Annotated in this window: 27 protein-coding genes and 1 pseudogene; 16 read left to right on the top strand and 12 right to left on the bottom strand. The window is 45.8% G+C overall.

Going from position 1 to position 26,985, the window contains the following annotated elements; translation table 11 throughout:
- Window positions 1-6 precede the first annotated feature (6 nt).
- The 4 genes and pseudogenes from ACXABW_RS20985 (at window position 7) to ACXABW_RS20970 (ending at window position 3,678) form a co-directional block, all read left to right on the top strand.
- Window positions 7-927 carry a siderophore ABC transporter substrate-binding protein gene (locus ACXABW_RS20985; RefSeq protein WP_457525410.1) on the top strand — a complete coding sequence of 307 codons (921 nt, stop codon included), beginning with the start codon at window positions 7-9 and terminating at the stop codon, window positions 925-927.
- Window positions 928-1,005: 78 nt separating this feature from the next.
- Window positions 1,006-1,962, top strand: coding sequence for an ABC transporter permease (locus tag ACXABW_RS20980; RefSeq protein ID WP_457525409.1), 957 nt, complete (start codon window positions 1,006-1,008; stop codon window positions 1,960-1,962).
- A pseudogene (locus ACXABW_RS20975) lies at window positions 1,955-2,905 on the top strand (iron chelate uptake ABC transporter family permease subunit). The gene ACXABW_RS20980 and the pseudogene ACXABW_RS20975 overlap by 8 nt, the downstream one beginning before the upstream one ends.
- An 11-nt stretch (window positions 2,906-2,916) precedes the next feature.
- Complete coding sequence (locus ACXABW_RS20970; RefSeq protein WP_457525408.1) at window positions 2,917-3,678, top strand: iron ABC transporter ATP-binding protein; 762 nt, start codon at window positions 2,917-2,919, stop codon at window positions 3,676-3,678.
- Between the two features lie 40 nt (window positions 3,679-3,718).
- On the opposite strand, the gene ACXABW_RS20965 is transcribed toward ACXABW_RS20970, so the two are convergent.
- Window positions 3,719-4,747 (bottom strand): alcohol dehydrogenase family protein, encoded by a 1,029-nt coding sequence (locus ACXABW_RS20965; RefSeq protein ID WP_457527158.1) that lies wholly within the window; start codon window positions 4,745-4,747, stop codon window positions 3,719-3,721.
- A 22-nt stretch (window positions 4,748-4,769) separates the two neighbouring features.
- Window positions 4,770-5,291 carry a TetR/AcrR family transcriptional regulator gene (locus ACXABW_RS20960; RefSeq protein WP_252032569.1) on the bottom strand — a complete coding sequence of 174 codons (522 nt, stop codon included), beginning with the start codon at window positions 5,289-5,291 and terminating at the stop codon, window positions 4,770-4,772.
- Window positions 5,292-5,488: 197 nt separating this feature from the next.
- On the opposite strand from ACXABW_RS20960, the gene ACXABW_RS20955 reads away from it, so the two are divergent.
- Window positions 5,489-6,379 carry a homocysteine S-methyltransferase family protein gene (locus ACXABW_RS20955; protein ID WP_457525407.1) on the top strand — a complete coding sequence of 297 codons (891 nt, stop codon included), beginning with the start codon at window positions 5,489-5,491 and terminating at the stop codon, window positions 6,377-6,379.
- 63 nt (window positions 6,380-6,442) lie between these two features.
- On the opposite strand, the gene ACXABW_RS20950 is transcribed toward ACXABW_RS20955, so the two are convergent.
- From ACXABW_RS20950 to ACXABW_RS20935, 4 genes are all read right to left on the bottom strand, one after another.
- Window positions 6,443-6,778, bottom strand: a complete 336-nt coding sequence (locus ACXABW_RS20950) for a NirD/YgiW/YdeI family stress tolerance protein (RefSeq protein ID WP_457525406.1) — start codon at window positions 6,776-6,778, stop codon at window positions 6,443-6,445.
- A 32-nt stretch (window positions 6,779-6,810) separates the two neighbouring features.
- Window positions 6,811-7,464: an AcfA family outer membrane beta-barrel protein gene (locus ACXABW_RS20945; RefSeq protein WP_457525405.1), complete on the bottom strand. Its 654-nt coding sequence runs from the start codon at window positions 7,462-7,464 to the stop codon at window positions 6,811-6,813.
- Between the two features lie 173 nt (window positions 7,465-7,637).
- A complete protein-coding gene (locus ACXABW_RS20940) occupies window positions 7,638-8,930 on the bottom strand; it encodes a histidine kinase dimerization/phospho-acceptor domain-containing protein (RefSeq protein WP_457525404.1) in 1,293 nt (430 codons plus the stop codon).
- Window positions 8,899-9,570 (bottom strand): response regulator transcription factor, encoded by a 672-nt coding sequence (locus ACXABW_RS20935; RefSeq protein WP_457525403.1) that lies wholly within the window; start codon window positions 9,568-9,570, stop codon window positions 8,899-8,901. Before ACXABW_RS20935 ends, ACXABW_RS20940 begins: the two co-directional genes overlap by 32 nt.
- A gap of 236 nt (window positions 9,571-9,806) precedes the next feature.
- Here ACXABW_RS20935 and ACXABW_RS20930 point away from each other — a divergent pair, with 236 nt between their 5' ends.
- A complete protein-coding gene (locus ACXABW_RS20930) occupies window positions 9,807-10,709 on the top strand; it encodes a LysR family transcriptional regulator (RefSeq protein ID WP_457525402.1) in 903 nt (300 codons plus the stop codon).
- A gap of 44 nt (window positions 10,710-10,753) precedes the next feature.
- Here the strand turns inward: ACXABW_RS20930 and ACXABW_RS20925 are convergent, their stop codons facing one another.
- From ACXABW_RS20925 to ACXABW_RS20900, 6 genes are all read right to left on the bottom strand, one after another.
- Window positions 10,754-12,076, bottom strand: coding sequence for a hypothetical protein (locus ACXABW_RS20925; RefSeq protein ID WP_457525401.1), 1,323 nt, complete (start codon window positions 12,074-12,076; stop codon window positions 10,754-10,756).
- A gap of 292 nt (window positions 12,077-12,368) precedes the next feature.
- Window positions 12,369-12,860: a DUF3299 domain-containing protein gene (locus tag ACXABW_RS20920; RefSeq protein WP_457527156.1), complete on the bottom strand. Its 492-nt coding sequence runs from the start codon at window positions 12,858-12,860 to the stop codon at window positions 12,369-12,371.
- Between the two features lie 72 nt (window positions 12,861-12,932).
- Window positions 12,933-13,424, bottom strand: coding sequence for a hypothetical protein (locus ACXABW_RS20915; protein ID WP_252032549.1), 492 nt, complete (start codon window positions 13,422-13,424; stop codon window positions 12,933-12,935).
- Between the two features lie 85 nt (window positions 13,425-13,509).
- A complete protein-coding gene (locus tag ACXABW_RS20910; RefSeq protein WP_457525400.1) occupies window positions 13,510-15,579 on the bottom strand; it encodes an alkyl/aryl-sulfatase in 2,070 nt (689 codons plus the stop codon).
- A 214-nt stretch (window positions 15,580-15,793) separates the two neighbouring features.
- Entirely contained in the window at window positions 15,794-16,567 is a 774-nt protein-coding gene (locus ACXABW_RS20905; RefSeq protein WP_457525399.1) for a hypothetical protein, read from the bottom strand.
- Window positions 16,568-16,631: 64 nt separating this feature from the next.
- Complete coding sequence (locus tag ACXABW_RS20900; RefSeq protein ID WP_457525398.1) at window positions 16,632-17,318, bottom strand: hypothetical protein; 687 nt, start codon at window positions 17,316-17,318, stop codon at window positions 16,632-16,634.
- A 365-nt stretch (window positions 17,319-17,683) separates the two neighbouring features.
- Here ACXABW_RS20900 and ACXABW_RS20895 point away from each other — a divergent pair, with 365 nt between their 5' ends.
- From ACXABW_RS20895 to ACXABW_RS20850, 10 genes are all read left to right on the top strand, one after another.
- Window positions 17,684-18,967, top strand: coding sequence for a nucleoside permease (locus ACXABW_RS20895; RefSeq protein WP_457525397.1), 1,284 nt, complete (start codon window positions 17,684-17,686; stop codon window positions 18,965-18,967).
- A 73-nt stretch (window positions 18,968-19,040) separates the two neighbouring features.
- Window positions 19,041-20,063, top strand: coding sequence for an ADP-ribosylglycohydrolase family protein (locus ACXABW_RS20890; RefSeq protein ID WP_457525396.1), 1,023 nt, complete (start codon window positions 19,041-19,043; stop codon window positions 20,061-20,063).
- Complete coding sequence (locus tag ACXABW_RS20885; RefSeq protein ID WP_457525395.1) at window positions 20,053-21,006, top strand: PfkB family carbohydrate kinase; 954 nt, start codon at window positions 20,053-20,055, stop codon at window positions 21,004-21,006. Before ACXABW_RS20890 ends, ACXABW_RS20885 begins: the two co-directional genes overlap by 11 nt.
- Before the next feature lie 70 nt (window positions 21,007-21,076).
- Entirely contained in the window at window positions 21,077-22,312 is a 1,236-nt protein-coding gene (locus ACXABW_RS20880) for an L-lactate MFS transporter (RefSeq protein ID WP_457525394.1), read from the top strand.
- A gap of 97 nt (window positions 22,313-22,409) precedes the next feature.
- On the top strand, window positions 22,410-23,156 hold the full coding sequence (locus tag ACXABW_RS20875; RefSeq protein ID WP_457525393.1) for a GntR family transcriptional regulator: 747 nt from the start codon (window positions 22,410-22,412) through the stop codon (window positions 23,154-23,156).
- Between the two features lie 343 nt (window positions 23,157-23,499).
- Window positions 23,500-24,453 (top strand): MBL fold metallo-hydrolase, encoded by a 954-nt coding sequence (locus ACXABW_RS20870; RefSeq protein WP_252032529.1) that lies wholly within the window; start codon window positions 23,500-23,502, stop codon window positions 24,451-24,453.
- Window positions 24,446-24,760, top strand: coding sequence for a hypothetical protein (locus ACXABW_RS20865; RefSeq protein WP_252032527.1), 315 nt, complete (start codon window positions 24,446-24,448; stop codon window positions 24,758-24,760). The genes ACXABW_RS20870 and ACXABW_RS20865 overlap by 8 nt, the downstream gene beginning before the upstream one ends.
- Window positions 24,748-25,614, top strand: a complete 867-nt coding sequence (locus ACXABW_RS20860) for a DUF692 domain-containing protein (protein ID WP_457525392.1) — start codon at window positions 24,748-24,750, stop codon at window positions 25,612-25,614. Before ACXABW_RS20865 ends, ACXABW_RS20860 begins: the two co-directional genes overlap by 13 nt.
- Window positions 25,607-26,335: an HvfC/BufC family peptide modification chaperone gene (locus tag ACXABW_RS20855; RefSeq protein WP_457525391.1), complete on the top strand. Its 729-nt coding sequence runs from the start codon at window positions 25,607-25,609 to the stop codon at window positions 26,333-26,335. The genes ACXABW_RS20860 and ACXABW_RS20855 overlap by 8 nt, the downstream gene beginning before the upstream one ends.
- Window positions 26,332-26,931: an HvfX family Cu-binding RiPP maturation protein gene (locus ACXABW_RS20850; RefSeq protein ID WP_457525390.1), complete on the top strand. Its 600-nt coding sequence runs from the start codon at window positions 26,332-26,334 to the stop codon at window positions 26,929-26,931. The genes ACXABW_RS20855 and ACXABW_RS20850 overlap by 4 nt, the downstream gene beginning before the upstream one ends.
- Window positions 26,932-26,985: the final 54 nt, after the last annotated feature.

Genomic DNA, 26,985 nt, shown 5'->3' with positions numbered 1-26,985 from the left:
ATCACTATGCTTAATAAACACTTTCTCCGTATTGTTATGGGCGCTTCTCTACTTGCTTTAGCGCCTATTGCTGCAATGGCAAAAACGTATCAGCACAGTTTAGGCAGTGTTGAAATCAACCAAGTGCCTCAGCGCGTAGTCGTGCTGGGTTATGGCAGTTTAGATTACGTTGACGCATTGGGTATAACACCAGTTGGTATGCCGAAGACGCTGCTTCCAGCATCACTACACAAGTTCCAAGCTGAGACTTTCATCAATACCGGCAGTGTTAAAGAAGTGAACTACGAAACCTTGTTCACGCTAAAACCTGACTTAATTATTGCTGAAGGTCGTATGGCAAGCATTTACAAAGACTTAAGCGATATTGCACCAACTTACATGTTCCGTGTTGATACCTCTGATTATTGGAAGACAACGCAGCAGCATTGGCGAGCATTGGGCGAAATTTTTGATAAGGAAGATCGTGCTCAGCAACTTATCTCCGATGTACAACAACGTATTGATGCGTTAAAGAACAAGGTTGGTGAAGAAGCACCTAAAGCACTGACTGTCTCTAATAGCGGGAACAGCTTAGCGATGTTTGGCCCAAATAGCCGCTTTTCATTCGTGTACCAAGAAGCGGGCTTTGCGACTTCTCACTCAGATAATGTTGCCTCTACACCGCGTACCCACGGTAACTTGATTTCATTTGAGTATATCGCGGATGCACAACCTGAAGTGTTGTTGATTTTGGACCGAGAGCAAGCGATTGGACAAAGTAGTGGCAAAGCGAAACAACTGTTTGATAACGACCTTGTTAGCTCTACGCCAGCGGCTAAGCAAAATAAAGTGTTATTCATGGATCCAGCGGCATGGTACTTAATGGCGGGTGGTTATCAATCTACACAAACCATGATTAACGAGCTAGATCAGCTGATTAGCCAATAAACAAACTTTCCAATTTGATATTGAATTGCGGCCTTTTGGACAACTTGGTTCGAAAGGCCTCCTAAGTCGTTTTCTGATATGAAATTATCCCACCTGTTGGCTTTGCTACTGCTGCTTGTTCTAGCCTCGGCCTCCCTTTTAGTTGGCGTTGCCAACCTATCTCTTTCTCAAGTGCTCTCTGGCGACAGTCATAGCTTAAATATCCTTTTAGTGAGCAGACTGCCTCGATTATTGGCCATCGTGCTAGCTGGAGCGGGGCTCAGTGTTGCAGGCTTGATTATGCAGCAAATCGTTCAAAACCGATTCGCAGCGCCATCGACAACAGGTACGGTCGATTGGGCCATGCTTGGTTATATCGTTGCGTTAATCCTTTTTGCTGATATGAGCAGTTGGGTTCACCTCGTCACCATTTTTGCTTTTTCGGTTATCGGTACGGTTCTGTTTGTTCGATTCCTACAACGCTTAAAATTTAAGAATACGGTATTGGTGCCACTGATTGGCATTATGTACGGCAATGTTGTCTCGTCGATGACGACTTTCATTGCTTACAAGTACGATTTAGTTCAAACGCTGGGCTCGTGGACTGTGGCTAACTTTGCATCTGTACTACGGGGTAATTACGAATTTTTGTATCTGGCTGTGCCAGTATCTTTACTGGCTTACGCTTATGCCAATCGGTTTAGTGCAGCGAGCGTAGGGGAGAGCTTTGCCAAGAACATTGGTTTGAACTACCAGCGTATCGTGCTAATTGGCGTCGTTTTAGTGGCTGTTTTGTCATCCTTGGTGGTGATGATAGTCGGTATGATTCCTTTCTTGGGCCTGATTGTTCCCAACTTAGTTTCGCTCGCGATTGGTGACAATATGCGCCGTAATTTACCTTGGACGGCTTATTCTGGGGTGATTCTGGTTCTGAGCTGCGACATCATCGGTCGTTTGATTATCTTCCCTTACGAGATCCCAATCTCAATGATCATTAGCATCTTAGGCGGTTCAATCTTTATTTATCTTGTGTTGAGAGACAAAGCCAATGCGTGATTCCATCAAAATAGTTCTGCTTGCGGTAGCTGCATTGTGTATCTGCGCATTGTTTATTGGTAAAGGCCTTACCGTCGATAACTATTAGTTCTTCTTGTCTCGTCGTATCCCGAAAGTGCTGGCTATTGTGCTTGCAGCTATCGCTATTGCGTCGTCTTCGCTTGTTTTTCAAACCATCACCAACAACCGAATACTGACGCCTTCGGTTCTCGGGTTTGATTCTCTTTATGTCATGATTCAAGTTTTGTTGGTGGCGGCGTTTGGTGGGTTCAGTGTGCTGGTGATCAACAGTCAATTGAACTTTGTGTTGTCTACCGTAATCATGATTGTCTGTGCGATGACACTGTTCAGCTTTTACTTCCGAGGGCGTCAGCGCAATATCTTTACCTTACTGTTAATTGGCATTGTATTGAGCAGTCTGTTTAGCAGTGTAACTGGCTTCTTTACCATGGTGACAGATCCAGATGAATTTACTTTTATTCAGGGTTCAATGTTCGCCAGCTTTAATAACATTAACAACGAGTTAGTCTACTGGTGTGTCATTCCTTTGCTCCTGTGTGGCAGTTTTCTTATTAGGTTGTCTTCCAAATTAGATGTTATGTGGCTAGGAATCGATAATGCCAAAAGTCTTGGAATAAATACTCATAAGCTGATCATGCAAGTGATGTTTGTGATTACTTTAATGGTGTCCATTTCAACTGCATTGGTTGGTCCTATTCTGTTTTTTGGCTTGATCGTCGTGGCTTTAACACGCCAAATCTTTACCGGTTATCAGCATCGCCTGTTAATTGTTGCCAGTTCTCTGTTAGCTGTGGTTTTGCTGTCTGGAGGGCAGTGGGTGGTAGAAAATCTATTCGACTTTGATACCACCATTAGCGTAATAATCAACTTCGTTGGTGGCGGATACTTCCTCCTGCTATTGATGAATAATAAATTCGATTAAGGTTTACTCCCATGATTCGTATCCAAGGCTTAAGTAAAAAATACAACGATAAATACGTTGTAAAGAATGCGGATGCTCTGTTCCCGTTAGGTAAAGTGACCAGTATTATTGGCCCAAATGGAGCGGGAAAAAGTACACTGCTTTCAATGGCAAGTCGCCTAACGGATAGTGATGCAGGAACGGTATTGATTGGTGAGCAACCTCTTGAACAGTGGAGCAGTGAAGCACTCGCTAAGCGCTTGTCTGTACTGAGGCAATCCAACAACCTCAATATGCGATTTACTGTGCGAGATCTAGTAGCATTTGGCCGGTTTCCCTATTCCCAAGGGAGATTGACTGAGGAAGATCATCGTATTATCGATGAATCAATGCAGCACCTTGAGATCGGGCATTTGCAAGACCGCTTTATTGATCAGCTGTCTGGTGGTCAGCGTCAAATGGCGTTTATTGCGATGGTTGTCGCTCAAGACACCGACTATATCTTTCTTGATGAACCACTGAATAATCTAGATATTAAACATTCAGTCGACATTATGGCGACGCTGCAAAAATTGGCGGAAGAAAAGAATAAGGCAGTTGTTATCGTCATTCATGACATTAATTTTGCGTCATGCTATTCCGATCATATTGTCGCAATGAAGTTGGGTGAAGTGATTAAGTCGGGTACGGTTGATGAAGTGATTGATGCCCAAGTGCTTGGTTCTATCTACGAAATTCCTTTTATTGTGCAAGAGATTGAAGGAAATCGAATTTCATTGTACTACCGTCGTTAATAGGTAGGGCTGCTTCAATACAAAGCCGCCCTACAGTCCTTTACTCGACGGTTAATACCACCTTACCCACGTGGCTCTTAGCTAGGAAGAACTCTTGAGCTGCTTGAATCTCTGTGAGCGCGAAAGTACGTGCGACGATCGGCTTGATATGATTGCTTTCAATGCGTTTAACAAGATTTTGGAATACTTCGGGTTCTAGAACGGTACATCCGAAAAAGCTTAAGTCCTTGAGGTACAAGGTTCTCACATCTAAGTTGACCATAGCGCCACCTATCGCGCCAGAAACGGCATAGCGGCCTTTGTGTCTAAGAACATCCAGAAACTGAGGCCAAGCGTCGCCTGCGACTAAATCGATGACGACGTCGATACTATTGTGACCTAATACTTCAGGGAGTAAGTCTGTTCGGCTAACGGTTTGGTCAGCGCCCAACGCTTTTACTTGGTCACTTTTGCTTGGGCTGGTTATTGCAATCACATACGCACCGCGAGCTTTGGCTAGTTGGATGGCCGCAGAACCAACTCCACCTGAAGCACCAGAAATAAGCACTCGATCGCCTTGGCTTACTCTTGCTCGGGTGAGCATGTTTTCTGCTGTGGAATAGGAGCAAGGGAAGGACGCTAATTCAACATCGGATAAAGACGAGTTGATGTGATAAGCGTGGACCGAATCCATCACCGCATACTGCGCAAATCCGCCGTCACATTCTGAACCGATATACCAAGGAATCTCCGGTCGCGAACCTTCGACTTGGGATAGACAAGGCTCCACCAACACTCGTTGTCCGATACGGTTTGCATCAATTTTGCCGCCAACAGCAACGATCTCACCGCAAATGTCTGCTCCTTGAATTCTAGGTAACTTAAGTGCTTCACCGCTCCAGCTGGCATCTTCGGCTTGATTGTCGCCTTTCGAATACCAACCGATACGTGTATTGATATCGGTATTGTTTACTCCAGCCGCGTTTACTCTAATAAGCACTTGGTCTGGTTTCGGGCTTGGGATCGCGACAGTCTCTGAATACTGCAACATTTCATATCCACCATGCCCTATCATTTGTACGGCATGCATTGTGTTGGGTAGTTTGCTCACGTTATACCTCGACTAATTCAGTGATCATTGCTTTTGCGATATCGATGGACTGTGAACCCAATACTGGCCAAGTCGCGGATATCCCCTCATGAATTAAAAACAGTGAATTTCCTGTGTCTGTGTTCCCCGTCAACTCGATTAAATGGCGACGAACTGCCTGTTTGTGCTCTGAGACGACACTGGCAATGGTGGCGTTTTCCGGAAAAGAGGCGATAGCCAAACTCGACATACAGCCATTAGGAGCATGATTTTTCATCCAGTCTTCGAGCTGTTCTATACAGTGATTAATTGCAGCTAAGCCACTCATGGAAGGTTCACTAACGAGTCTCGCTAAGTATCTTTGATGGCGAAATTCAAGAGCTGCCGCGATCATATCTTCTTTCGATGGATAGTATTTGTACAAGGTACGAAGGCTCACATCACACGATTTCTGCAGTTTAGACACACTGGGTTCGGCGAAGCCATATTGGCTAAACGCGATCTCCAGCTTCTGTGCAATCTGTTGTTTTAGCTCGGTGCTCATTACATTGGCTCTCTTTTCTGCCACATAAAATGGTTGGCGATTTGTTTGGTGAAGAGTGGGTAGAACGTTTGTTCTACTTTTGCAATGGTAGAATAAACGTTCTACCTTTGTCAAAATGTTTGCCGAGATAACCATTTGACCCGAATCATGAGATGGTTGAGTATTCTTACTAATTGAATCATGGAATGAAGGTTAGTATGAAAGCAGTCACTATCCTAGACGGTGGAATGGGCCGTGAGCTCAAGCGAATGGGGGCGCCGTTTTCGCAACCCCTATGGAGTGCGCAAGCTCTGATTGAGTCGCCACATTTTGTGACTCAGGCGCATCAGCATTTTGTCGATGCGGGAGCGCAAATTATTATCGCCAACAGTTACGCGTGTGTACCGTTTCACTTGGGTGACGATCTGTATCAATCAGACGGCAAGAAGCTAGCTGCACAAGCGGCTCAGATTGCTCGAAACGTTGCAGATAACAGCGATCACAAGGTTGTAGTAGCTGGCGCTATTCCCCCTGCGTTTGGCAGTTATCGCCCAGACTTGTTTCAGCCACAGCGAGGCGTAGAGATTTTTACAGACCTTTTTGCCGCGCAAGATCCTTTTGTTGATATTTGGCTGGCTGAAACCATTTCTTCCCTTGAAGAACTTCACGCGATCCATTCTGTGCTCCAAGCATCGAGCAAAGATTGTTACTACGCGTTCTCACTGGAAGATACGGTTTCTCCTCAGGCGTTATTGCGTTCGGGGGAAGCGGTGACTTCAGCCATCGAGGGGCTGTGCAACACTAATGCTGCTGGCGTGATGTTTAACTGTTCTGTGCCAGAGGTAATGGCGCAAGCGATCAAAGATTCTAAGGCAGTGATGAAGCAAAAAGGTATGGCATTAGAAATTGGTGTGTATGCCAACAATTTCACTCCCATTGGAGCGGAACATGAAGCCAACGATACCATGCAATCAATGCGAGAGTTGAGCTGCGAAGAGTTTGTGGATTACGCCAGCCAGTGGCATCAACTGGGTGCGACGGTCATAGGCGGTTGCTGCGGGATTGGCCCTGAGTATATTCAGGCGCTTAAAGACTGGAAAGAGTCGTAGGAGTCTGCAAATTAGGGCGATAAAAATCATGTCCGTATGACTTTTATCTTTATGACGTTGAGATTACAGCTTCTTGATGGCGTCAACGTCGATTTGGCTGGTTGTCCACTCTGAATCGACTTCACCACGAATAACCACGGTATCTTCTGGCGCGACGTCTTGACCCATCCAGTCTTCGTGGTCGATTTCGATTTGGATCTCGCCTGTTTGGTCTTTGAACAGGTAAGTTTCATTGCCAAGTGATTCTACAATGTTACCTGTAAGTTCTACGTAGCTGTCGTCTTTTGCTTCAAGTGCGGAAGAAACTGTGTTGATGCCTTGTGCTTGTGGGCCATTAAACGCAGCGAATGCAGTGTTTGAAATTAGAAATAGTGCAGAAGCGAACAATACTTTTTTCATGTTTGGATTCTCTTATTATTAAAACTAAAAATTTAGAAGTAGTAAGTGATTGAAACGTTGAGCGACGCCGTATTGGCAAAGCTGTCGAGCTGATATTTGGCGTTTGCACCCAAGGTCAACTGCGGCAAAATAGCATACTCGGCACCCACAGCTACTACCCCTCCAACCTCATTGAAATCTTTTTTCTCATGCACCAGCGTATTAGTGAATTCATTATCATCATTGGTGACTAACTCGAATTCTTCTTCCTTGCTTTGGCTGGTGGTGTATTGGGTGTAAGTGAGGCCCGCTTTGACCTTCATGGTCCATTTATCGTTGAATGCGTGGGTATAGACAGGCGCGAGGGTGAATTGTTTAGCTTTTACCGATGCATCCCATTCTGTCTCTTGGTGATATTCTCCGCCCGGAAGTGGGACGGTACCGTTATATTGTGAGCGACCATCGTCGAGCTCGTATTGGTTATAGCCAAACTCTATTGCCCACTTTTCATTGAATGAGTAACCAGCGAACGCGCCGAAAACACCCTCTTCATTACTTGGATCTAACGCTATGTTATCAGACGCAAAGTTTGCGTTGTAATCATGATTTGTTGTGCCATAACCGTATTCCAAACCTAAGTATGGAGAAGCCACGACGGCACTCGAGAATGCGCTTGCAAGTAAGAAAGAAATCAGTGTTTTGTTCATTGTGATGCTGCCTCATTAATTATCATGCGGCTACTATGCGGTATCGAGTGTGAAGCGATCGTGAAGAAACGTGAAAATGTGGAATTAATTTTAGAAATTGGAGCGGAAGCTAAATTAAGCCCCACACGTTAAAAAGTGATTCAACGTGTGGAGGTTAGGTTACGATTTGATCGCTAGGTGCTTTTTTCTGAAAGGGATTTGTCTGAAATGGATTGAAAATCGACGCGGGCAACAAATTGAATGCCATCGTCGAGTGTGTCGAAATTCCACTCCATTCGCTGACAAATTCGCTCTACAATAGCCAGCCCACAGCCGTACCCTGCGTTGTAGGTATCTTGGCCTTCATGGCGATTGGTTATTTGCAGCTGGGTGCCGTCTAACTCAATGTTGATATCGCCGATGCTGTAGCTAAAGGCATTCTTTATCAAATTATTGATCACCACAGTAATGAAGCTTTCTGGTGCGTTTATTGTGGCTGATTCCAAGATCTTTATTTGGTAACTCGCGCCTTGTTTGGCAAACAAAGGCTCAAGCTGAACCACCTGCTGCTCAAGAACGGTTTCTAAGTTTTGATGATCAAAATAGTTCGCGTCGATGCTCTCTTTGCCGAGCAGCAGAAAAGTTTCGGTCAGCACTTTCATTTCTTCACCGGCTACTTGAATCCGCTTTACGGCTTTGTTTGCGACATTCGGCATGTCGGGTACTTTTTCTAGCAGTTCTGAAGAACCCTGAATTACCATGATTGGAGTGCGAAGCTCATGTGAAGCAAAGCGGCTGAACTCTTTTTCACGCTGAAAGTAACCAGCAATATCCTGCTTGCTATCAAGAAGCGCTTGCTCAATTTTGCGTGATTCAGAAAAGCGGGTATCGACGGTGAAGTCTTGTTTATCGGGAGACATCATCGAAATCTTTTGCTCGATCTGTAACAAGGGCTTTGAAATAGAGCGAACCATGTAGACGCCATAAGCGAAGATTAATAGTGAAACAATGGTTCCCATCATGAAGATAGAGTTGTGCAGATTGTCTTCATACGCATCTAGGTAATCATCGGCGTCATCTTCAAACAGTAGATACATGAGCCCTTCTCCCGAAGGATGTTGAATGACGATAAAATGCTTGTCTTCTTCTCCCAATAAGTGCTCATAGAACCCTGGTTGGTTGTATTGCTTGAGCCAGTCGGGCAACGCTTGTTTGCTCCAATAACTGGTAAATTCGCTTTGATTTGGCAGAGGGGTGTCTTCACCATATTTGATGTAATTGGTGGTGTAGGTGGAGGCTTCGGTATCAAGCCAGTGATGTAGGCTGATGACCTCCAACTGATTTTCAGCCATGTAGATCACTCCCCAAAACAGCCCAAACATGGTGAGAGTGACAATGCCAAAACTCCAGCGAATGGTGCGGTAAATACTGGGGTAGTACTTTTTGCTACTGCTGTTACTGCTGTTTAAGTCGATAGCCTTGGCCATGTATGGTCTCCAACCTTGTTTCTTCAAACCCTTTGTCCAAAGCGGTGCGCAGGCCATAGATGTGGCTGCGCAGTGCATCGCTGTTCGGTGCGTCTTCTCCCCAAACGGACTCAATCACTTGTTGGCGACTGACAATAGCAGGCGCCTGCTTGAGTAGTACCTTGAGTATTTGTAATTGAATGCGGCTGAGCTTGATCACTGAGCCTGATCGGGTCACGTGCTCGGTTTGAGTATCGTAGGTAATGTCGGCAAAAGTGAGCTTTCCTGTATCGAGCCTTGGGCCACGTACTGCTAAGGCTTTCAGGCGCATGACCAGCTCTTCCATCGCAAAAGGCTTGAGCAAGTAGTCATCGCCACCTGCGCCGAATGCCGCGACTTTGTCTTCTAGCGTGTCTTTGGCGGTCAGAAACAAGATTGGCGTATTACAGAACAGTTCTTCGCGTAACTTTTTAACCGCCGAAATGCCATCTAGCTTGGGCATCATGACGTCCATGATAATGACATCGTAGTGATTTTCTTGTACCAAGCGTAAGGCCGACTCACCATGGTAAGCGCAGTCTATCGTCATGCCCATTAATTCGAGGTAGTCGGCAATGGTTTCAGCAACGCTGTGGCTGTCGTCGACAATCAGTATCTTCATTGTGGGTTCTTTTGTTTAGGGCGAGAGGAAGTTCGCCGAGAAATTAAACAGGTGCTTTCAAAGTGTATGTAGAAAATAGATTAATGCAAATGGCGTGCGGAAAAATTGCGTGAACTTGTCATTTTTTATTGAGGAGGATAAGAAAATAGATACGGCCAAGAAATGACATAAATTAACTTGAGAATTACTATTAATTCTCGATACTTAAACTACCGCGATTCCTTAACGAGAGTGTGATGTCCCAGCCTAACAAGTTCGATCTTAATCTATTGCGTGTGTTTATTTCTGCCTATGAGCAGGAATCGGTAACACGTGCTGCCGAGCAATTGGATTTAACTCAATCTGCTGTCAGTAATGCACTCAATCGCCTCAAAGACAGCGTTGGGCACGAACTGTTTGCTCGTACGGGCCGAGGCATAAAGCCGACTCGATTCGCCCAAGACTTTTATCTGAGTTTGCAAGGCCCGCTTCTGGATATTGAAGGGGTGATGGAAGGTATTCAGGAGTTCGATCCTGCGACCACTAGGCGGAGATTCGTGATTTATTGCCATGAAGCCTTGATTCATGACTTGCGGCAAAAAATCGATAAAGTCTTAAAAGACAGTTCAATTGAGGTTGTGTTGATTGATTTGCCGGCTAACGAAGAGCAAATCAGTGAAGATCTGACAGCGGAAAAAGTGGATGTTGTGGTCGATGTGAATGCACCCAATAGCCGAGTATTTCGATCGCAGATCATTATGCGCGACAGCCTATGCTGCATTACTCACAAAGATCACCCAAGGCTTAACGCCGATACCATCAGTAAAGAAGCGTATCTGGCGGAACGTCATGCCCTGTTTGATATGACTCGATTTAACCTGAAATTTGTTGACTGGATAACCGAGGGCGTATTGCCGCAACGTAAGGTTTACAGCGAGCACAAATCGCTGCTTGGGATGATGGCAGCAGTGTCATACAGCGATGCGGTTGGGGTAGTACCTCATACCATTGCCAATCAATATAAAGAGGTGTTCAACCTCGTTATTCTCGACTTTCCGTTTGAAACCAAAACCTTCGATTCTCATTTGGTGTACTTGTCGAAAATGAACGCTAACCCAGCCAATCGCTGGGTTAGAGAGTTAATTATGGCGCAGGTTTAGTTAGGCGGATACAACAAGCAGAGTTTGCCCTGAAGAGACGTGAGCTAGTTTGCTTCTGCATCAGGGTCTTTTACTAGCACATGTGCTGTCATCATTTCTGTTAACAATGAGTTATTGTAGCTTTGTATCTGTGTGTCGGTTGCATGTGTCCAGTCAAGCATTACATTGCTGGTAGACATAATAGTTGGACGACTCAGTTGGTCATCTCTTATCTCGGAAGCTGAGAAAGCAATAAAGTTGGCCTCAAAATCCCAGTGTTCTGGGAGAGCGACTTTTATGCTTTGGTTTGCCTTGGTCACCTGAGTGATGTTGTGCTCATATGTGGTTTCTTCAGTATCAGTTTCAAACGAATAATCATAGTGTGAATCGAATAGAGAGTGATCTAACTGTTCAGACTCAAAAACAATGGCATTGTTTTCATCAACATATACGCCATAAATTGCCGAAGAGTCGAGAAAGTCGATGTCAAATTGCCCATCATTAAGTGTTGTACGGTGCTCTACAGAAAATGCACCCGGAAGACTGTCATTATAGAACTCGCTTAAAAATTCGGCGGACATTGTCGCAAAGGTTTCTTCAGATGGGGCATATAAGTAACCTAACTCAGGGTTGTCGCTTTCCGATAAGTTGTAAACAACGCCATTAGGTTGTTTGATTACTGGATTTTCAATTTCGTCGATAAAGCTAAAATCACCATTAATTAGATAGCTGGTAATAGTGGTGTCTATGGTGACTTCATTAGAGTTGCTGACGCCGTACATAGTATGTGGTGTGAGGTCATAGTCTGTGAATGCGAAGCGATTGTAATCATCGCCAATTGCATTTGCTGGTGCGCCTTCAAATTCAGGTACATATGCAGAACCCGTGTATGATTCGTCGATAGATACGTCGGGTTTGGTTTGAACATCAAAACACTCTCCAATGTCTCCCTCATAGGTCTCACTGTCTACAACTATAATCGCATTGTAATAAAGGGCTTCCTTCTGAATGCTTGAATACTCGATGTCCAAGGTTATTTGTTGGTTGTATTCACTGTAATAGTATTGCTCTTTTGTTGTGATGAATCCGAATTCAGGCACATCTTTTAGCTCCAATACTGCGTTATCTAACAGCGTTGCTCTTTCGAGTAGGGTTCCATCAGCGTTATTGATATACACTTCAGCATCTAAAGCTTCACAATACTGCGTCGACTCGTTAGATATCGTACCTTTCACCATAAAACGAACTTGAGTTGCCTCAATGTCTTCTAGGCCTTCAAACGGGTTTTCAGGCGTTGGCTCTGGATTATCGGTTGCTTCGTCAGAGTCACTGCACCCAACAATTAGACCAGTGAGAATCAGTGCTAGTAATGCTTTATTGCTTGTCATATCAGTATTGCTCTACAAACCTTGAAAAATTCGAGAGCAAAATACCAAATTGTGAAATGTGTCAAAAATTACTTCTTGGGCTATCAGATATAAACCCAACGCATATCATTGATGATTACAGCCCTGAAGCAGTAGTGTGGGCAGAAAAGACAAAATGATTAGTACAAGCGCCTTATCTAGAGTGAGCGTCTTGCCATTAATATTTGGGTTATGAAGAAGCTGGATGCACCCAAAGTTTGCATCCAGCCAGCAATAAAAATCCCCGCAAGGCGTCCTAAATGCGGGGGCGAACCTAAATGGTATCCGGGTCACCGTAGGGTTCGACTTGAATATCCTGCATTGAGTAGCCCACTTGGGCTAAATCGTGACTGACAGAATTGGTGGTTATGGTGCCGCTCACAGTCACCACATCCCACAGTTGAGTGATCGACACGCCTTTTTTATCTGTGACGTAAATAATCTGATTTTGAGGAGGCGGTGGTACGTGAATGCAAGCGCCGAAGTAGGGTACCAGTAAAAACTCAGTCACGACTTCGCTGTCGCCTTCTAATGGGATGACAAAGCCAGAAATGGCAATTTGTTGGTTGTTTAAATCGTCTCTAAGTTTTGCATCCGCAAGCGGTTGTGCGGTGACGGAGTCGTGGTTGATTTCAATGTCGATAGCCGCTTGTTGAGCGGCTCTAACTTCTTGTGGGATCAAATCGACCCACTCAAGCAGTTGGGAGGAATCTGCCCACGATATGACTGGAGTGAACAACAGCAGAACTAGGAATTTACGCAGTATTTTCAACATAAGAGTGCTCTCTCTTTTAGGCTTTCCATGGCTCGGCTTTCAGTAATTTTTAGTCAGCAGACGTTATACAAACTGGATAGTGTCTGGGATATGGAATACCCCCAATGCAATAGCGTCTTGTAGGGTGATTTGTTGGCTGACGATAGCCCCTAATGCGTCGATGTCGGTGACAATCGCATCTTGTAAGCTTTCGCCTTTAGGTACTTCGTGAGGCAGGATTTTTGCGCTGCCTTGATTAACCACCATTTTGAAGTAGTGGCCTTTACTGGATTCGAAAAAGAAAAATTCGCCATCTTGCGTGAACATATCTTGGTTCTTAGCCACAAGGTGTTGCAGCTGGTACATCAAGACGGCGAACTTTTGATCGTAGTTGTTGCTTGGAATCGATGTAATTTTATTAGTATCCAAGGCTTGGTACATAGCTAACTGGACGTTGTATGTTTGGGGTGGAACTGAGGTTAACGCGCCGCTACCAATGCCATCCATGACACAAGCCTGAGCCACTGAAGTGGTAGTGAGTGCGGTGCAAAGTAAAACAAAGGTAGTGCGTTTCATGTTAGATCTTCAATATCAGCAGAATACGAACGTTAGAGGATAGAGCCACTAACGTGGCCCTATCGCGGGTCTATGGATTATTGGCTTATCGGTTGATTGGCGATTCACCTGTTTTAGATTGTCCATAGCTGTAGCCTGAGTGGTCTTGTGGCTCAATGATGTTGAAGTACATCTCGAAGTTATCAAGGTACTGAGTCAGCTCTGCTAGTTTGTCTAACTTGCCGTCAGCCTTGATATCGCCACTCTTGATCAACTCTTGCAGTGTTGCTTGTTGAGTTAAGATCTTGTCGAATGTTGTGCGTGCCATGGTGAGCGAGAAGTTCGGGTTACGTACATCGTATCCTTCGATTGAGCTCATGCGGCCATTCTTCACTTCAATCGCAAACTTCTGTTTCTCGTCAGTGAACACTAGGTTTGCACGCATTTCAAACCCATCTTCCGCTGCTTTCGGGCCGTTTAGACGCACGCCCATGTAGTTGAGGAAGTCTTCAGTTGGCATGTTCTGAATCATGTCTGCTGATGCCGTTTTGGTTGAAGCGCCTTTCACGATTCCGCGACGCAGTTCATCTGCACCGACTAGGAACACATTGCGCTCACCCGACGATTCGCTTTGGTAGCCTAGCTGTTCTAAACAGTCTGCTTGTAGGTATCGAGCCTGCTTGTTTTCTGGATCGGTGAATACCACCTTGTTTACGATCTCTGCACACCAGCGGTAGTCGCCGCGCTCAAATGCTCTAAAGCCTGCGCTCATGATGCTTTCTGTACCAAAATCTTCTACGTAACGCTTCGCCGACTCTTTCGAGCTGTGTGGAATCAAGTTCGCAGGGTTCATATCGAAGTAACCAAGATACTTGTTCAGTACCGCTTTCGCGTTGCGGTGGTAAGAGCCGTGATAGCCGCGTAGGTACCACTCTTTTGACAAGGCATCTGGTACATAGAACTCGTCTTGAATGTCGTTGATGCTTACACCGTGGTTAGCAAGACGCAGTGACTCGTCGTGCAAGTAGCCGTACATGTCACGCTGTTTCTCAAGGAAATCGACGACATTATCGTTGCCCCAACGTGGCCATGAGTGAGAGGCGATTAAGGTTTCTGCTTTGAAACCAAATTCGTATAGCGCTTCGTTGATAACGTCTGCCCACTGTAGTGAGTCACGTACAAATGCACCGCGTAGTGTGTACAGGTTGTGCAGGCCGCCAACGGTTGTCTCAGCACCCCAGTATGTTTTGTACTCTGGGATGTAGGTGTTCATTTCCGATGGTGCTTCGGTTTCTGGTGCGTTTTGCATCACCATTTCTAAGCCATCCACGGTGATAGTTTGGATGTCTTCTTCTACTTCAAGTGTTGGAACAATCAAAGACAGTTCACCTGAAGCAACCGACTTACCTATCGCAGCATCCACTTGGCCTTGAGCACCTTTCTCTAGCGATGTGCCGTATTGGAACAACACGCGGCGAGACATGGCAGTACCTGCAAGTACGTTTTCAGAAATCGAGTGTTTAGTGAATCCACGAGGTGCGATGATTTGCACTTTGCCAGAATCGACATCTTGTTGAGATACGATGCCTTTTACGCCACCAAAGTGATCCGCATGAGAGTGTGAGTATACTACTGCTTTGATTGGCAAGTCGCCTTCTGGCGCGTGTTGCTTGAATAGCTCATATGCCGCTTCTGCTGTCTCTGGAATCGTTAGTGGGTCAAAGACAATCCAGCCGTTTTCAGAGCGAATGAAGGTGATGTTGGCCAAGTCATAGCCGCGTACTTGGTAGATGCCGTCACGCACTTGGTAAAGGCCGTGTTTCATGTTTGGCACTGCCTGACGCTGCATGCTTGGGTGAATACTATCGAAGTCTTTGCCTTGTAGGAGGAAATCGTAGCTACCGAGCTCCCACGCGACTTTTTTACCATCCTTGCTCATGATTTTTAGGTTGTCTTGGCGAGCGATGAATCCTTTGTCAGCAAGTTCGAAGTCTACTGAGTTCGCGAAGTTAAGCGACGTGCGCAGTGAGTCGTTGAAGTCTTTGGTTACTGCGGTCGCCTGCTTAGATTCTGGTGAAAAAGTAGGTAGCTCGCTGTTGATAGAGTCAGTGCTGGTGGACGCCATTGCAAAGCTGCTGATGATAGCGAGGGAAATCGGAAGAATTTGAGTTTTCATAACAGTTCCTACAGATTTATTGTTTATGGACCGTGTGGTCTGCACAAGTCATCTGTAGTTAACTTTAAAGGCTTAAGCTATTTCTATCATTAATCCAAAGGCTAAATCAGATATTTATGATGTGAATATCATGGGTGTTATCAAGGCTAGGAGACAAGCCTTAGCTGATGGAGAGCCAGAGCAAATTAGTCACTCGTGAACAAGCAATAACCCACTAAAAATTAAAGTAAATACCGATCTCGGCATAACTCTCGCTTGGGACTGGTTGTTGTGGCCTTGCGCGATATTCACCGTGTGTGTATTTAATATAAGGAGTGACATACGGAAGGTTGAAAGATGCAGAAACATCCACGCTGTCGCGTAGGCTATCTTCATAGTGGTGCTCAGTGAGTAACACATCGAAGTTATAGCTCATGCCTAAACTCAGCCAATCTACTGGAGTGTAATCTATGGCTATGCTGTTTTTCCATTCGATTTGATTGTCGTAAAGTTGGGAGATTGGTCGATCGGTGTCTTCGGGGTTGTCACCACTTAGCGGTGGAATGTTGAAGTCCGCTTTAGGTGAACGCAGTTGTAAATAGGAATCCCAATAGACAAACGTTTGATGAGACAGCGCTTTGCCTGCTAGTCCACCTAAATCGTAGATATCGATTGTGTCGTCAAAACCAAAACGGCCGTAGCCCTCGAAATACTTATCACCAACGACTTTACCGTAACTCAGCCCTAGCTCGGTATACAGGTCCGAATCTAGGCTCACACTGCCCTGCAGGTTATTGGTGAACCCATAGTTCACGCCAACCGTCCCCACGTACTGATCTTCATACTGTGAGAGTTGGACATCAAAATCGATGTTGTCGAGAGAGGCGAAAGCCAATGGCGAAGCCAGTGCTGTCAGTGCAAACAAACTAGCCCAATCGCGAGGAATACGCATAGCAAGATCTCCGGTGGATACCAAAAGATAGGGCTTTAACGCGATGTTAAAGCCCATGATATGACGTCCTATTTCAGTGAGTCACTTTATCCATGAAGTAATGTTTAGCGGCTGATATGGATTAGCCTTTTAGGCGGTTGGCTTTGATCTTTTGTTTGGCTTGTTGCACTTTAAGCTTCACTTGGTTTCGATCGATAGAAGCATTTCGAATGCGCTCGCCGTCAATGATAATGACTTCACCATCAGGTTTTTGAGCAATGATGGCTTCGTCGCCGTTGATGCCATCGATGTAGTACACATTGTAATCTTCAACTTGTTCAATGGTTGCTAGTGGTGCATCTGGCCCATGTTCAGAAGTAGTGATAAAGCCGCTGCCATCTTTCATCTCGATTTCGGCCACTCGTACTCCATTGACGTAAATACCATAGATCTCCGTTGGTTTATCCTTCAGGCCTTCACGTTCAGTTCGTTCATGCTCCACTTCCCAATCAAGCTTATGGTTTGGGTTGTCTGGCATTACAGGGTTTGCTGGATCGACACTAAAGCCATAATCGAGGTCCAAGCTCTTTACGTAGTCTTTAATGGCATCAATCGTTTCGGTGTCGCGAATTGGGTTGTCTGGGTGAACCTCGCCAGGGGCTTGCTTACCGTACAAAGGGTCGAAACCATACTCTTCTACGTGTTCTTGAATCTGAGCAATGATTTCTTCTTTACGTGTCGGTGGTTCTTGGTCTGCAGAGTCCGTTGATGAGCAGCCTGTCACAAGTACGATCGAAGAAAGAGCGAGTGTCAGTAGTGATTTTTTCATGTGTCATTCCTGTTAAGGCGTTTGTTTAACATGCTGCCATCTTGCCCTGTCTTTATTGGATGAAAAATGCACTGAGCAATATAGGTGATATTTTTATTGTAAATATCAACTGTGTCCTTTGAGTGATTAATGTGATATTGCAGGCCGTGAAAAACAAACTATTTCTGCGTTTATGTCGATGGTGGTGAGTGGGAAGGAAGGGCTTGATATGACTATGAATTCTTGAAACAGGGTTATACTTTGAGTTAAGAAGCAAAGATCAAACAGTGAAGGTTAGATCACAAAACAATCACGATGGTATTGTTTTGGTATTATCAAATAAAATACCATTCTTTGCGTACCCTACAGTACCAAAGGATTAAAAAATGAAATCAACAAATATGAAACTATCATTCATGATGTTCATTGAATGGTTTATCTGGGGAGCGTGGTTCGTTCCTCTATGGCAAATACTCAATACTCATGGGTTTACGCCAACGGAAATAGCATGGTCGTATGCGTGTACGGCGATTGCCGCTATTTTGTCGCCAATCTTGGTAGGTTCAATTACCGACCGTTTCTTCCCTGCACAAAAAGTTTTATCTGTCATGTTGTTAGCAGGGGCTGGCCTAATGTACTTGGCGGCGCAAGCCACTGAGTTTTCTACCTTCTTCCCGCTATTGCTGGCCTACTCGTTAACCTATATGCCAACAATCGCGCTAACCAACAGCATTGCGTTTTCTAATGTCGATGACGTAGAACGTGATTTCCCGCGTATTCGAGTGATGGGGACTATTGGCTGGATCGCTTCTGGTATTGCTATCGGCTTTGCTCCGGGTTGGTTAGGTTATGGTGATATCTCTTCAAGCAATATCCCACTGATTATTACGGCACTAAGCTCGGCTGCATTGGGTCTGTTTGCTCTAACGCTGCCAAATACGCCACCGAAAAGTACCGGTAAATTGAACCTGAAAGTCATGCTTGGCCTTGATGCTCTTGTGCTTTTGAAAGATAAAAACTTCCTAGCGTTTTTCGTTTGTTCTTTCATGTTCAGCATGCCTTTGGCGTTCTACTACATCTTTGCCAATGGCTTCTTAACCGAAGTGGGTATGAGCAATGCCACAGGCTGGATGACGCTCGGCCAGTTCTCTGAAATCTTCTTTATGTTAGCACTGCCATTCTTTACTAAACGATTTGGTATTAATAAGGTTCTATTGCTTGGTCTTGCAACTGCCGCAATTCGTTACGGTTTCTTTGTCTACGGTAGTGTCGAAACTTGGTATCTATATTCATTGTTGTTCGCGGGTATCTTGCTGCACGGTGTGAGCTACGACTTCTACTTCGTAACGGCTTACATCTATGTTGATAAGAAAGCACCTGCTCACATGAGAACTGCTGCTCAAGGCCTTATCACTCTTGGCTGTCAGGGTATTGGTAGCTTGTTGGGTTACCGCATCGGCGGTGAGCTGATGGAACGAATGTTTGCTTATGACGAACCACAAAATGGCCTAACGTTTGACTGGGCTGGTATGTGGGGATTCGGCGGCATCATGATCGCAGTGATTCTGGTTATCTTTATGTACTTCTTCCGTGAGCCTAATGGCGAAATCAAAGAGATCAATATCGATAAGCAAAACGACGTGTCTAACTCAGAAAAAGCACAAGCATAACTCTATTTGCCTGCTCGGCATCTGGAGTAACGGGGCTGAGCGGGTTTTCGAAACGTATTTTTGGTGAAGTAAGATGAATATAAGTAAGCAAGATAAAATTCTCGGTGCATTCTATGGTCAAGCACTTGGCGACTCGATGGGCATGCCCTCAGAGCTATGGCCAAGAAGCCGCGTAAAAGCCCACTTTGGCTGGATCGATCGTTTTTTGCCTGGGCCAAAAGAGAATAACGCAGCCTGCTATTTTGATGCTTGCCAGTTCACGGATGACACTTCAATGGCACTCGCCTTAGCGGATGCAATCATTGAATGTGATGGTGACATTGTTCCTGAAGTGATTGCTCGTAATGTACTGAGCTGGGCGGAGGGCTTTGACGCATTTAACAAGAATATTTTTGGTCCAAGCTCCAAAGCAGCGATGCGCTCTATCAAAGAAGGAGTGGCAATCAGTGAGCTTGAAAACAATGGGGTAACCAATGGCGCAGCAATGCGTGTGTCTCCAATGGGGTGCTTGGTTCCAACCAACAACCTAGACGACTTTATTGATTTAGTCGCGTTAGCGTCTAGCCCGACGCATAAATCCGATGTGGCGATTTCAGGTGCGGTTGCGATCGCTTGGGCCGTATCAAAAGCTATCGAAGGTCATAGCTGGCAAGAGATCAAAGACCAGCTCCCAGCGATTGCGATTGCGGCGCAGAACAAAAACATTACAACGTTCAGTGCGTCTATGGGGGCGCGTATTGAACTGGCGCTGAGTGTGGCTTCTGAAAACAGCGGTACGGAAGAGCGTATGGAGAAAATTTATAACTTAGTCGGTGCGGGTGTAAGCACGATTGAGTCTGTCCCTGCTGCGATAGCGATGGTAGAGCTGGCACAAACGGATCCAAATCGCTGTGCGATTCTGTGTGCTAACTTAGGAGGTGACACGGATACAATTGGTGCAATGGCGGCGGCAATTTGTGGTGCGTTAAATGGCATCCAATCGATCGACACTCAGCTCAAGCAGCAGTTGGATGATGAGAACAAACTCGATTTCTACGGTTACGCCAAAACGTTCCTAAGACTGCGTGAGATTAAGGAGCAAGCCTATGCCTCATAACGCGTTAGTAAAGCTTATTCCCACGTTAAGCAACCAACGTCAGCTGTGCTTAATTGGCGCTGCTGTGGTTGATATCGTGACGGAAACGCCAGCATTGCCAGAGCGTGGTGGCGACATTGAGATGCAAGAAAAAGGCATTCACGTTGGTGGCTGCGCATTGAACATCGCGATTGCTATCAAAAAGCTGGGGCTTGAGTCTGTCAATGCGTTGCCAATTGGCCGCGGAAAATGGGCTGATATTGTTTCTGAAGCCATGGCAGAAAAAGGCTTAACCAGCAGTCTAGACGATCCAAGTGGGGATAACGGCTGGTGTTTAGCCTTAGTTGAGCCTGATGGTGAGCGCACGTTTTTGTCGGTAAGTGGCGTAGAGAACAACTGGAGCCATGAGATCTTGTCTCAGTTGCCGTTAGCTGACGATGCTGTGATTTATCTATCGGGCTACCAGTTAGCGTCTCAAAGTGGTGAAGTACTGGTATCTTGGCTGGAAACTTTACCGAAAAGTACGGATATCTTCGTCGATTTTGGGCCTAGAATTGCGGACATTACGCCGAACACGTTTAAACGTTTGATCGCGCTGCAACCGATAGTGTCGCTCAACCGTCAAGAAGCGCAAACCTTGGGTATGGAAGACAGTTCAGAGTTTGTTAGAACTTGGTACGCTCATTACCAGTGTCCGCTGATTCTACGTATCGACAGTGACGGTGCACTATTTAGCGTACAAGACGGTCACGGCACGGTTTCGCCATTTAAGGCTGATGTGGTCGATACCATTGGTGCCGGTGATACTCATGCTGGTGGTGTGTTGGCTGGCCTATGTTCTGGTTGGGAGCTGGCTGATGCTGTATTACTTGGCAATGCAGTTGCCTCTTATGTGGTCAGCCATGTGGGTGGTGATTGTGCGCCAAGTGTTGAGCAGATCACGGACTATCTTCAGCAGTACTAACCCTATTTACCAAGCCTAGTTCTTAGGCTTGGTTACTTTTCTTTAGCTTTTTCAACTCGACGATATCCCCATGAATAATCGTGCATTATCTATCCTTGCAGCGGGCTGCGGGATTAACCTCTGTATTGGCGTTCTCTATACATGGAGCGTGTTTAAAAACACGTTGCTGGAATTGGGCTGGGATAATACCCAAGCGTCAATGCCATACACTATTACCATTATCACGCTGTCTATTGCGCTGCTGGTCGCTGGTCGCATTCAAGATAAGATTGGCCCAAACAAAGTATTAATGGTGGGTACGTTCACTGCGGGATTAGGGATGTTGTTGTCGAGCCTTTCGCTAACACCTTGGAATCTTAACCTTAGCTTTGGAGTATTAACCGGAGCCGGAATTGGATTTGCGTATGCATGTTTGAATCCGACTGCGATGAAGTGGTTTCACTCTTCACGCAAAGGCATGGTAAACGGCATGCTGGCTACCGCATTTGGCTTAGCGGCGATTTACCTCGCGCCATTAACCAGCTATTTGATTGTTGAGTTTGGCTTAACCACAAGCCTACAAGTGCTTGGGGTAGGGCTAGTTGCGATTGCTTTCCCATTGGCGTGTACCATCAAAAATCCCCCTCAAGGCTATGTTCCTACTGGGGCGAATTCCTCTGCTAAGCAAGCGGCTAATCTTGTGGCCGCGCGTCAATTTGAGTGGCGTGACATGTTGGCGACTAAGCAATTTTACCTATTGTGGATTACTTACGCGTTTGGCGCGGCGGCAGGGCTGATGATCATTGCGAACATTACCTCTATCGCGGTGGAACAAGCCAATATCATGCAAGGTGCGTACTTGGTAGTGACGCTCTCTATCTTTAACTCGGCTGGGCGCTTGGTTTCAGGGTTACTTAGCGATCGCATTGGTGCGCTGAAAACGCTCGGTATCGCTTTAGCTTTACAGGTCTTGAACATGGCACTGTTTAGTCAGTTTGTCAGTTCATCAAGCTTAATGGTCGGCGCAGCGTTAGCTGGAATAGGTTACGGTACGTTACTGGCGGTTTTCCCTTCCATTATGGCCGATTTATATGGTTTGAAGCACTTTGGCACCAACTATGGGATTTTGTATACCGCGTGGGGCATTGGTGGGTTTATTGGCCCTATTCTGGCGGCTTGGTCGGTCGATAACCGTGGCAGTTATGCGCTTGCTTATATAATTTGCGCTGTATTAGTTGCAGTGGCGGCGGCGTTAACACTGGCCGTGAAACCGATATCGTCTCAAGCAACGGAACCCATGCCGGAATTGGCAAAAACAAATGCATAGAGCTTTAAAGTAAATGAATAGAAGCGAAAGCTACGTTGTTTGAGGTCGACATACGATAAGGTATACTTCTCAAATACTTGGCAATAACAAGAACGCTATGACTACCTACCAGCCGCTGATAGAACTGATTCAAACTCGTATCCAGAATAAGGATAAGTCGCCGCTGTATCTCAAGATTTCAGATTCAGTAAAATTGGCGACTGAGCAGCAAATTCTCAAAGGCGGGGATTTTATCCCCACAGAGCGAGAGCTGAGCGAGGTGCTGAAAGTATCACGCATTACGGTGCGAAAAGCGCTGGATGTACTTGATAAAGAAGGCGTAATTGTTCGCTCGCGCGGTCTAGGAACCATGATCAGTGAAACGGTCGAGTATTCTGGTAAGGAAGCGACGGGCTTTTCCCAGCAAGTGGTGTTGAAAGGTAAAAAGCCCGACACTCTTTGGATTAAAAAAGACGTTGTGCCTTGCTCGGCTGAGATCGCCAAAACACTCAATATTGCCGAAAACGATCAAGTGTTCCTGCTTAAGCGCGTACGATACATTGATGAGCAAGCGGTGTCGATTGAAGAATCTTATGTCCCTGCTGAGTTGATTAAAGATCCGGATGAAATCCAGTTATCACTGTACGACTACTTCCGCAGCCAAGATATTTCGCCAACCCGAACTCAAAGTCGAGTATCAGCGAAAATGCCCACGGAAGAGTTTCTGCAAAAGCTGAATATTGAAGAAAGTGTACCAGTGTTACTCATCGAAAAAACAGCGTTTGATAAAAGTGGCAAACCTATCGAATACAGTATCAATCGCTGTCGCGGTGATATGTATGTATTCGTCAGCGAAGACTCATAAGTCTTTAGCTCAATTGATAAAAACGGCCCTCAGTATGAGGGCCGTTTTTGTTTATGTCTCTGCGATAGTGGCAGTACGTGTATCTATTATCATCTAATCACATCACCATTTTAACCGCTGAAACATACTCATAGCGGAATCGAAATTCTTCTCTTTCTCTATCGTTCAGTTTAGTTGAACGAATCTTTAAAATTACTGGATATATTTAACTTCCCTTATTGGATATCTTAGCCCCGTGCTTTGACGGACATCAAAAACAGATCGTTTTTCCTGCCCTCTCGTCACTTCTTTGGACGCTCACCCAAAGAAAAATATAACAAAATCAAACTAATAGGTGTTCAATATGAAAAAGCCTTTAAAAGCGCTAGTGCTTGCTCTTGGGTTATCCCTTGGTGCGGCCAACAGTTATGCGCTGTCTCTCGAACCGCTAGAGAAAGACTTCACTTTACAGCTTCTTGGCTCCGGTGGGCCAATCTCAGATGATTTGCGATCGTCGTCTGGCGAGCTGATTTGGTGGAAAGGAAAGTCGCGCGTGATGATTGATGCTGGTGGTGGTGTGTATCTGCGATTTGGGCAAGCGGGCGGAAAACTGGAAGATTTAGACTTCCTTGGTTTGACTCACTTCCATACCGACCATGTGGCTGACGTACCGGCTCTGTTAAAAGGCGGCTACTTCTTTGACCGTCAAGATCCACTTGATATCGCTGGCCCAGAAGCAGGCTCTGCATTTCCAAGTCTAACGGGTTACATGAAAGCCTTATTCGATGGAGACAAGGGTGCGTATGCCTACTTGAATGGCCTGTTCGATGGCAGCGATGGCTTATTCCCTGTCACGATCACTGATGTGCCATACACCAGCTCACACGGTATCACCGTCTACCAACAAGATGGCTTGACCATCTCCGCGTTGGGGATCCCCCATGGTGATGTGCCGGCTTTGGCTTATCGAGTAGAAAGCGACGAAGGCGTGATAGTGATTTCTGCGGATCAAAACGGCAGCAACCCAGACTTTATCGATTTTGCTAAAGGGGCTGACATCTTATTGATGCCTTTAGCGATTCATGAAGAAGCGGGTGAAGTTTCGACATTTATGCATGCTAAACCATCGATTGTCGGCAAGATCGCGGCAGAAGTGAATCCAAAAATCTTAGTGCTTAACCACTGGATGGGGCTTGGCCTCAAGCTCAAACCGGAATCGATCAAGATCGTTAAAGAGTACTACCACGGTCAAGTGATCGCTGGCCATGACTTATCAAGCTACCCAATCAGTGCAGCGAAGGAGATTTCCCATGAATAATAAGCTCGCTCTTTCTATCGCGATGACATCGGTCATCACGCTTAACTCAGGTATGGCGTTTGCCGATACGCCAACAGAAGCGCCAGTGGAAGCTCAGTCGAGCTCTCAACATGGCGGTAAATGTGCCGCGGGTAAATGTGGTACAGAAAAACGCTTTGAGAAACAAGAACTCAAGAGCGATCCACAAGGTCGTTTAGTTCGTGCTCGTGACGGAAAATGTGGCGTGACAGGCGAAGGCATCAACCCGTCAGAAGAAACACTTCGACTCACCAAAAGCAAAGTAACAGGTGGAGTATGCGGACAATAACCAATACATCAAAAGGCATTGGACTGCGCAGCGAACATGTCGACTTGCTGTGTCAGTTGCCAGAGCACCCAGATATTGATTTTCTAGAGTTAGCGCCGGAAAACTGGATGAACATGGGCGGTCTCAAGCGCGAACAGCTTCAAGAGATTGCTAAACGTTACCCGCTCGTGGCGCACGGTTTGAGCTTATCCATTGGCGATTGCCAACCGCTGAACGAGTCCTTTGTAAGAGAGGTTGCACGCTTTCTCGATGAATTGAATATCGACATCTATAGCGAACACCTGAGTTTCTCGCGTGATCATCAAGGCTATTTGCATGAACTGCTTCCGATCCCTCGACACAAAGAAAACATCCCGTATCTGGTAGAGCGTATTCAAAGGGTGCAAGACATCATCCAACGCCCAATCGCATTGGAGAATATCTCTTACTACCACAATTACGGGGATGAAATGCCAGAAGGCGAGTTTATCGCAGAGATCGGTGAGCGTAGTGGCTGTGAACTGCTTATCGACATCAATAACGTGTTTGTGAATAGCCGCAATCACCGCTATTGCCCATACGACATGATCAACACTCTGCCTAGTGATGCGATTCGCTACTACCACATAGCAGGCCATTTGAAAGAGCAGGATAACTTCTTGCTTGATACTCATGGCAAACCAGTACCCAGTGAAGTGGTCGACCTGGCTCGTTATACCTATTCCGTGCATGGCAGTAAGCCACTACTGCTAGAGCGTGACCATAACGTGCCACCGTTGTTGGCGTTGGCTGAAGAATTGCGAGGTGTCCATGACGATATCCTCGACTTTAGCCAAACCATTACCACTTTGTGTGAGGAGGTGTTGAATGATTAACCCTCCCAACAAGATGCTTGAGCAAACGGAATCGTTGACGGCGTTGATCCGGTCGCCAAATGAGCAACTGGCAAGGTGCCGATATAGCGAATTTATCCGCGACAACATTCTAGGTGTGGTTGCGAATACATTCCCTCTGTTTTCGTCGCAATTTACCGATGCTCAACTGATGCAGATGGCCGAAGAGTTTGTTGCTGTGCATGTCTCATCCTTGCCGGAGTTTCACCATATCGCCACTGAGTTTGTTCAATTTCTGCAGTGCAGCCGTGACGGTGACAAGCTGCCCGTATTTGCAGACCAACTGGCCTTGCTGGAATACGAGTGGGTAGCATTTAATGCAGAAATAGACCCATTAGATGCGGCATTTTTTGATGAAGAAAAACAGGAAATACAGCAAGACGATAGCGTGTGGCTCAACCCAACGCTTAGGCTGGTTGAAGTGCCGTTTTTGCTCCATCAAGACACGGTGACGTTCTTAACTCGCCGGCGACACCCGGTGTTTTATGCCGTGTTTCGCAACTCGCATCATCACGTGATATCGCAAAAACTCCGAGAAGTGGATGTCGCGTTGATTCAATTACTACAACAGCAAAACCTGACTCTGGCACAACTACAACACATTGCTGCTCAGCACCTCGCCAGATTCAGTTTCATGGAGTGGGCACAACACTTCAATGAAATCGGGCTGCTTTCAGTCCAACCTTTAGGAGAAAAATTATGATTAAGTCAGCTCTCAACTGGTTCGACGCTGTCGTCGAAAAATGCAAAAAATACGATTACTTGGCGTTACTCTCAATTCGCCTCTACTTGATTCCGGTGGTTTTTGTCGGTGCCCGATCTAAGGTGCTGGGCTTTTCTGGTACGGTCGCGTGGTTTGGCGCATCAACGGCCGATGGTGGCTTGAACTTACCTTTTCCTGAACTACTGGCGTTTTTAGCGGCGGGAACTGAAGTGCTGGGGTGCATTTGTATCGCTTTGGGCTTGTTTACCCGAGTGATGTCGATTCCGATGATCTTTTTAATGAGTGTGGCAAGTGCGATGGTGCATTGGAAACATGGTTGGGATGCCATTGCGACCAGCGGAATGGAATCTACAGTACGTTTGAATGGCTTCATTGAGTGGCTGGCGGTGAACTTCCCTGGTCGATACAACTACATCACAGAACTGGGCGACCCGGTGATGCTCAACAACGGGATGGAGTTCGCAGCAACTTACTTTGTGATGCTACTGGTGCTGTTCTTCTATGGTGGTGGCCGTTACGTGAGCCTAGACTACTGGTTGAGAAAACCATTCTCCAACTCTACAGACAAAGCGTAAATCCACTCTTAACGCTTTATTAAACAGTTATACATTTCTCTTATCTAACCCGCT

Source organism: Vibrio paucivorans (assembly GCF_054053395.1).
The sequence above is the reverse complement of the archived record's forward strand: the minus strand, read 5'-3'. Positions and strand labels throughout refer to the sequence as shown.

Bases quoted from the DNA above. Each gene is read 5' to 3' on its own strand.
- ACXABW_RS20985 (WP_457525410.1), top strand. From the start codon at position 7: ATGCTTAATAAACACTTTCTCCGTATTGTTATGGGCGCTTCTCTACTT.
- ACXABW_RS20980 (WP_457525409.1), top strand. From the start codon at position 1,006: ATGAAATTATCCCACCTGTTGGCTTTGCTACTGCTGCTTGTTCTAGCC.
- ACXABW_RS20970 (WP_457525408.1), top strand. From the start codon at position 2,917: ATGATTCGTATCCAAGGCTTAAGTAAAAAATACAACGATAAATACGTT.
- ACXABW_RS20965 (WP_457527158.1), bottom strand. From the start codon at position 4,747: ATGCATGCCGTACAAATGATAGGGCATGGTGGATATGAAATGTTGCAG.
- ACXABW_RS20960 (WP_252032569.1), bottom strand. From the start codon at position 5,291: ATGAGCACCGAGCTAAAACAACAGATTGCACAGAAGCTGGAGATCGCG.
- ACXABW_RS20955 (WP_457525407.1), top strand. From the start codon at position 5,489: ATGAAAGCAGTCACTATCCTAGACGGTGGAATGGGCCGTGAGCTCAAG.
- ACXABW_RS20950 (WP_457525406.1), bottom strand. From the start codon at position 6,778: ATGAAAAAAGTATTGTTCGCTTCTGCACTATTTCTAATTTCAAACACT.
- ACXABW_RS20945 (WP_457525405.1), bottom strand. From the start codon at position 7,464: ATGAACAAAACACTGATTTCTTTCTTACTTGCAAGCGCATTCTCGAGT.
- ACXABW_RS20940 (WP_457525404.1), bottom strand. From the start codon at position 8,930: ATGGCCAAGGCTATCGACTTAAACAGCAGTAACAGCAGTAGCAAAAAG.
- ACXABW_RS20935 (WP_457525403.1), bottom strand. From the start codon at position 9,570: ATGAAGATACTGATTGTCGACGACAGCCACAGCGTTGCTGAAACCATT.
- ACXABW_RS20930 (WP_457525402.1), top strand. From the start codon at position 9,807: ATGTCCCAGCCTAACAAGTTCGATCTTAATCTATTGCGTGTGTTTATT.
- ACXABW_RS20925 (WP_457525401.1), bottom strand. From the start codon at position 12,076: ATGACAAGCAATAAAGCATTACTAGCACTGATTCTCACTGGTCTAATT.
- ACXABW_RS20915 (WP_252032549.1), bottom strand. From the start codon at position 13,424: ATGAAACGCACTACCTTTGTTTTACTTTGCACCGCACTCACTACCACT.
- ACXABW_RS20910 (WP_457525400.1), bottom strand. From the start codon at position 15,579: ATGAAAACTCAAATTCTTCCGATTTCCCTCGCTATCATCAGCAGCTTT.
- ACXABW_RS20905 (WP_457525399.1), bottom strand. From the start codon at position 16,567: ATGGGCTTTAACATCGCGTTAAAGCCCTATCTTTTGGTATCCACCGGA.
- ACXABW_RS20900 (WP_457525398.1), bottom strand. From the start codon at position 17,318: ATGAAAAAATCACTACTGACACTCGCTCTTTCTTCGATCGTACTTGTG.
- ACXABW_RS20895 (WP_457525397.1), top strand. From the start codon at position 17,684: ATGAAATCAACAAATATGAAACTATCATTCATGATGTTCATTGAATGG.
- ACXABW_RS20890 (WP_457525396.1), top strand. From the start codon at position 19,041: ATGAATATAAGTAAGCAAGATAAAATTCTCGGTGCATTCTATGGTCAA.
- ACXABW_RS20885 (WP_457525395.1), top strand. From the start codon at position 20,053: ATGCCTCATAACGCGTTAGTAAAGCTTATTCCCACGTTAAGCAACCAA.
- ACXABW_RS20880 (WP_457525394.1), top strand. From the start codon at position 21,077: ATGAATAATCGTGCATTATCTATCCTTGCAGCGGGCTGCGGGATTAAC.
- ACXABW_RS20875 (WP_457525393.1), top strand. From the start codon at position 22,410: ATGACTACCTACCAGCCGCTGATAGAACTGATTCAAACTCGTATCCAG.
- ACXABW_RS20870 (WP_252032529.1), top strand. From the start codon at position 23,500: ATGAAAAAGCCTTTAAAAGCGCTAGTGCTTGCTCTTGGGTTATCCCTT.
- ACXABW_RS20865 (WP_252032527.1), top strand. From the start codon at position 24,446: ATGAATAATAAGCTCGCTCTTTCTATCGCGATGACATCGGTCATCACG.
- ACXABW_RS20860 (WP_457525392.1), top strand. From the start codon at position 24,748: ATGCGGACAATAACCAATACATCAAAAGGCATTGGACTGCGCAGCGAA.
- ACXABW_RS20855 (WP_457525391.1), top strand. From the start codon at position 25,607: ATGATTAACCCTCCCAACAAGATGCTTGAGCAAACGGAATCGTTGACG.
- ACXABW_RS20850 (WP_457525390.1), top strand. From the start codon at position 26,332: ATGATTAAGTCAGCTCTCAACTGGTTCGACGCTGTCGTCGAAAAATGC.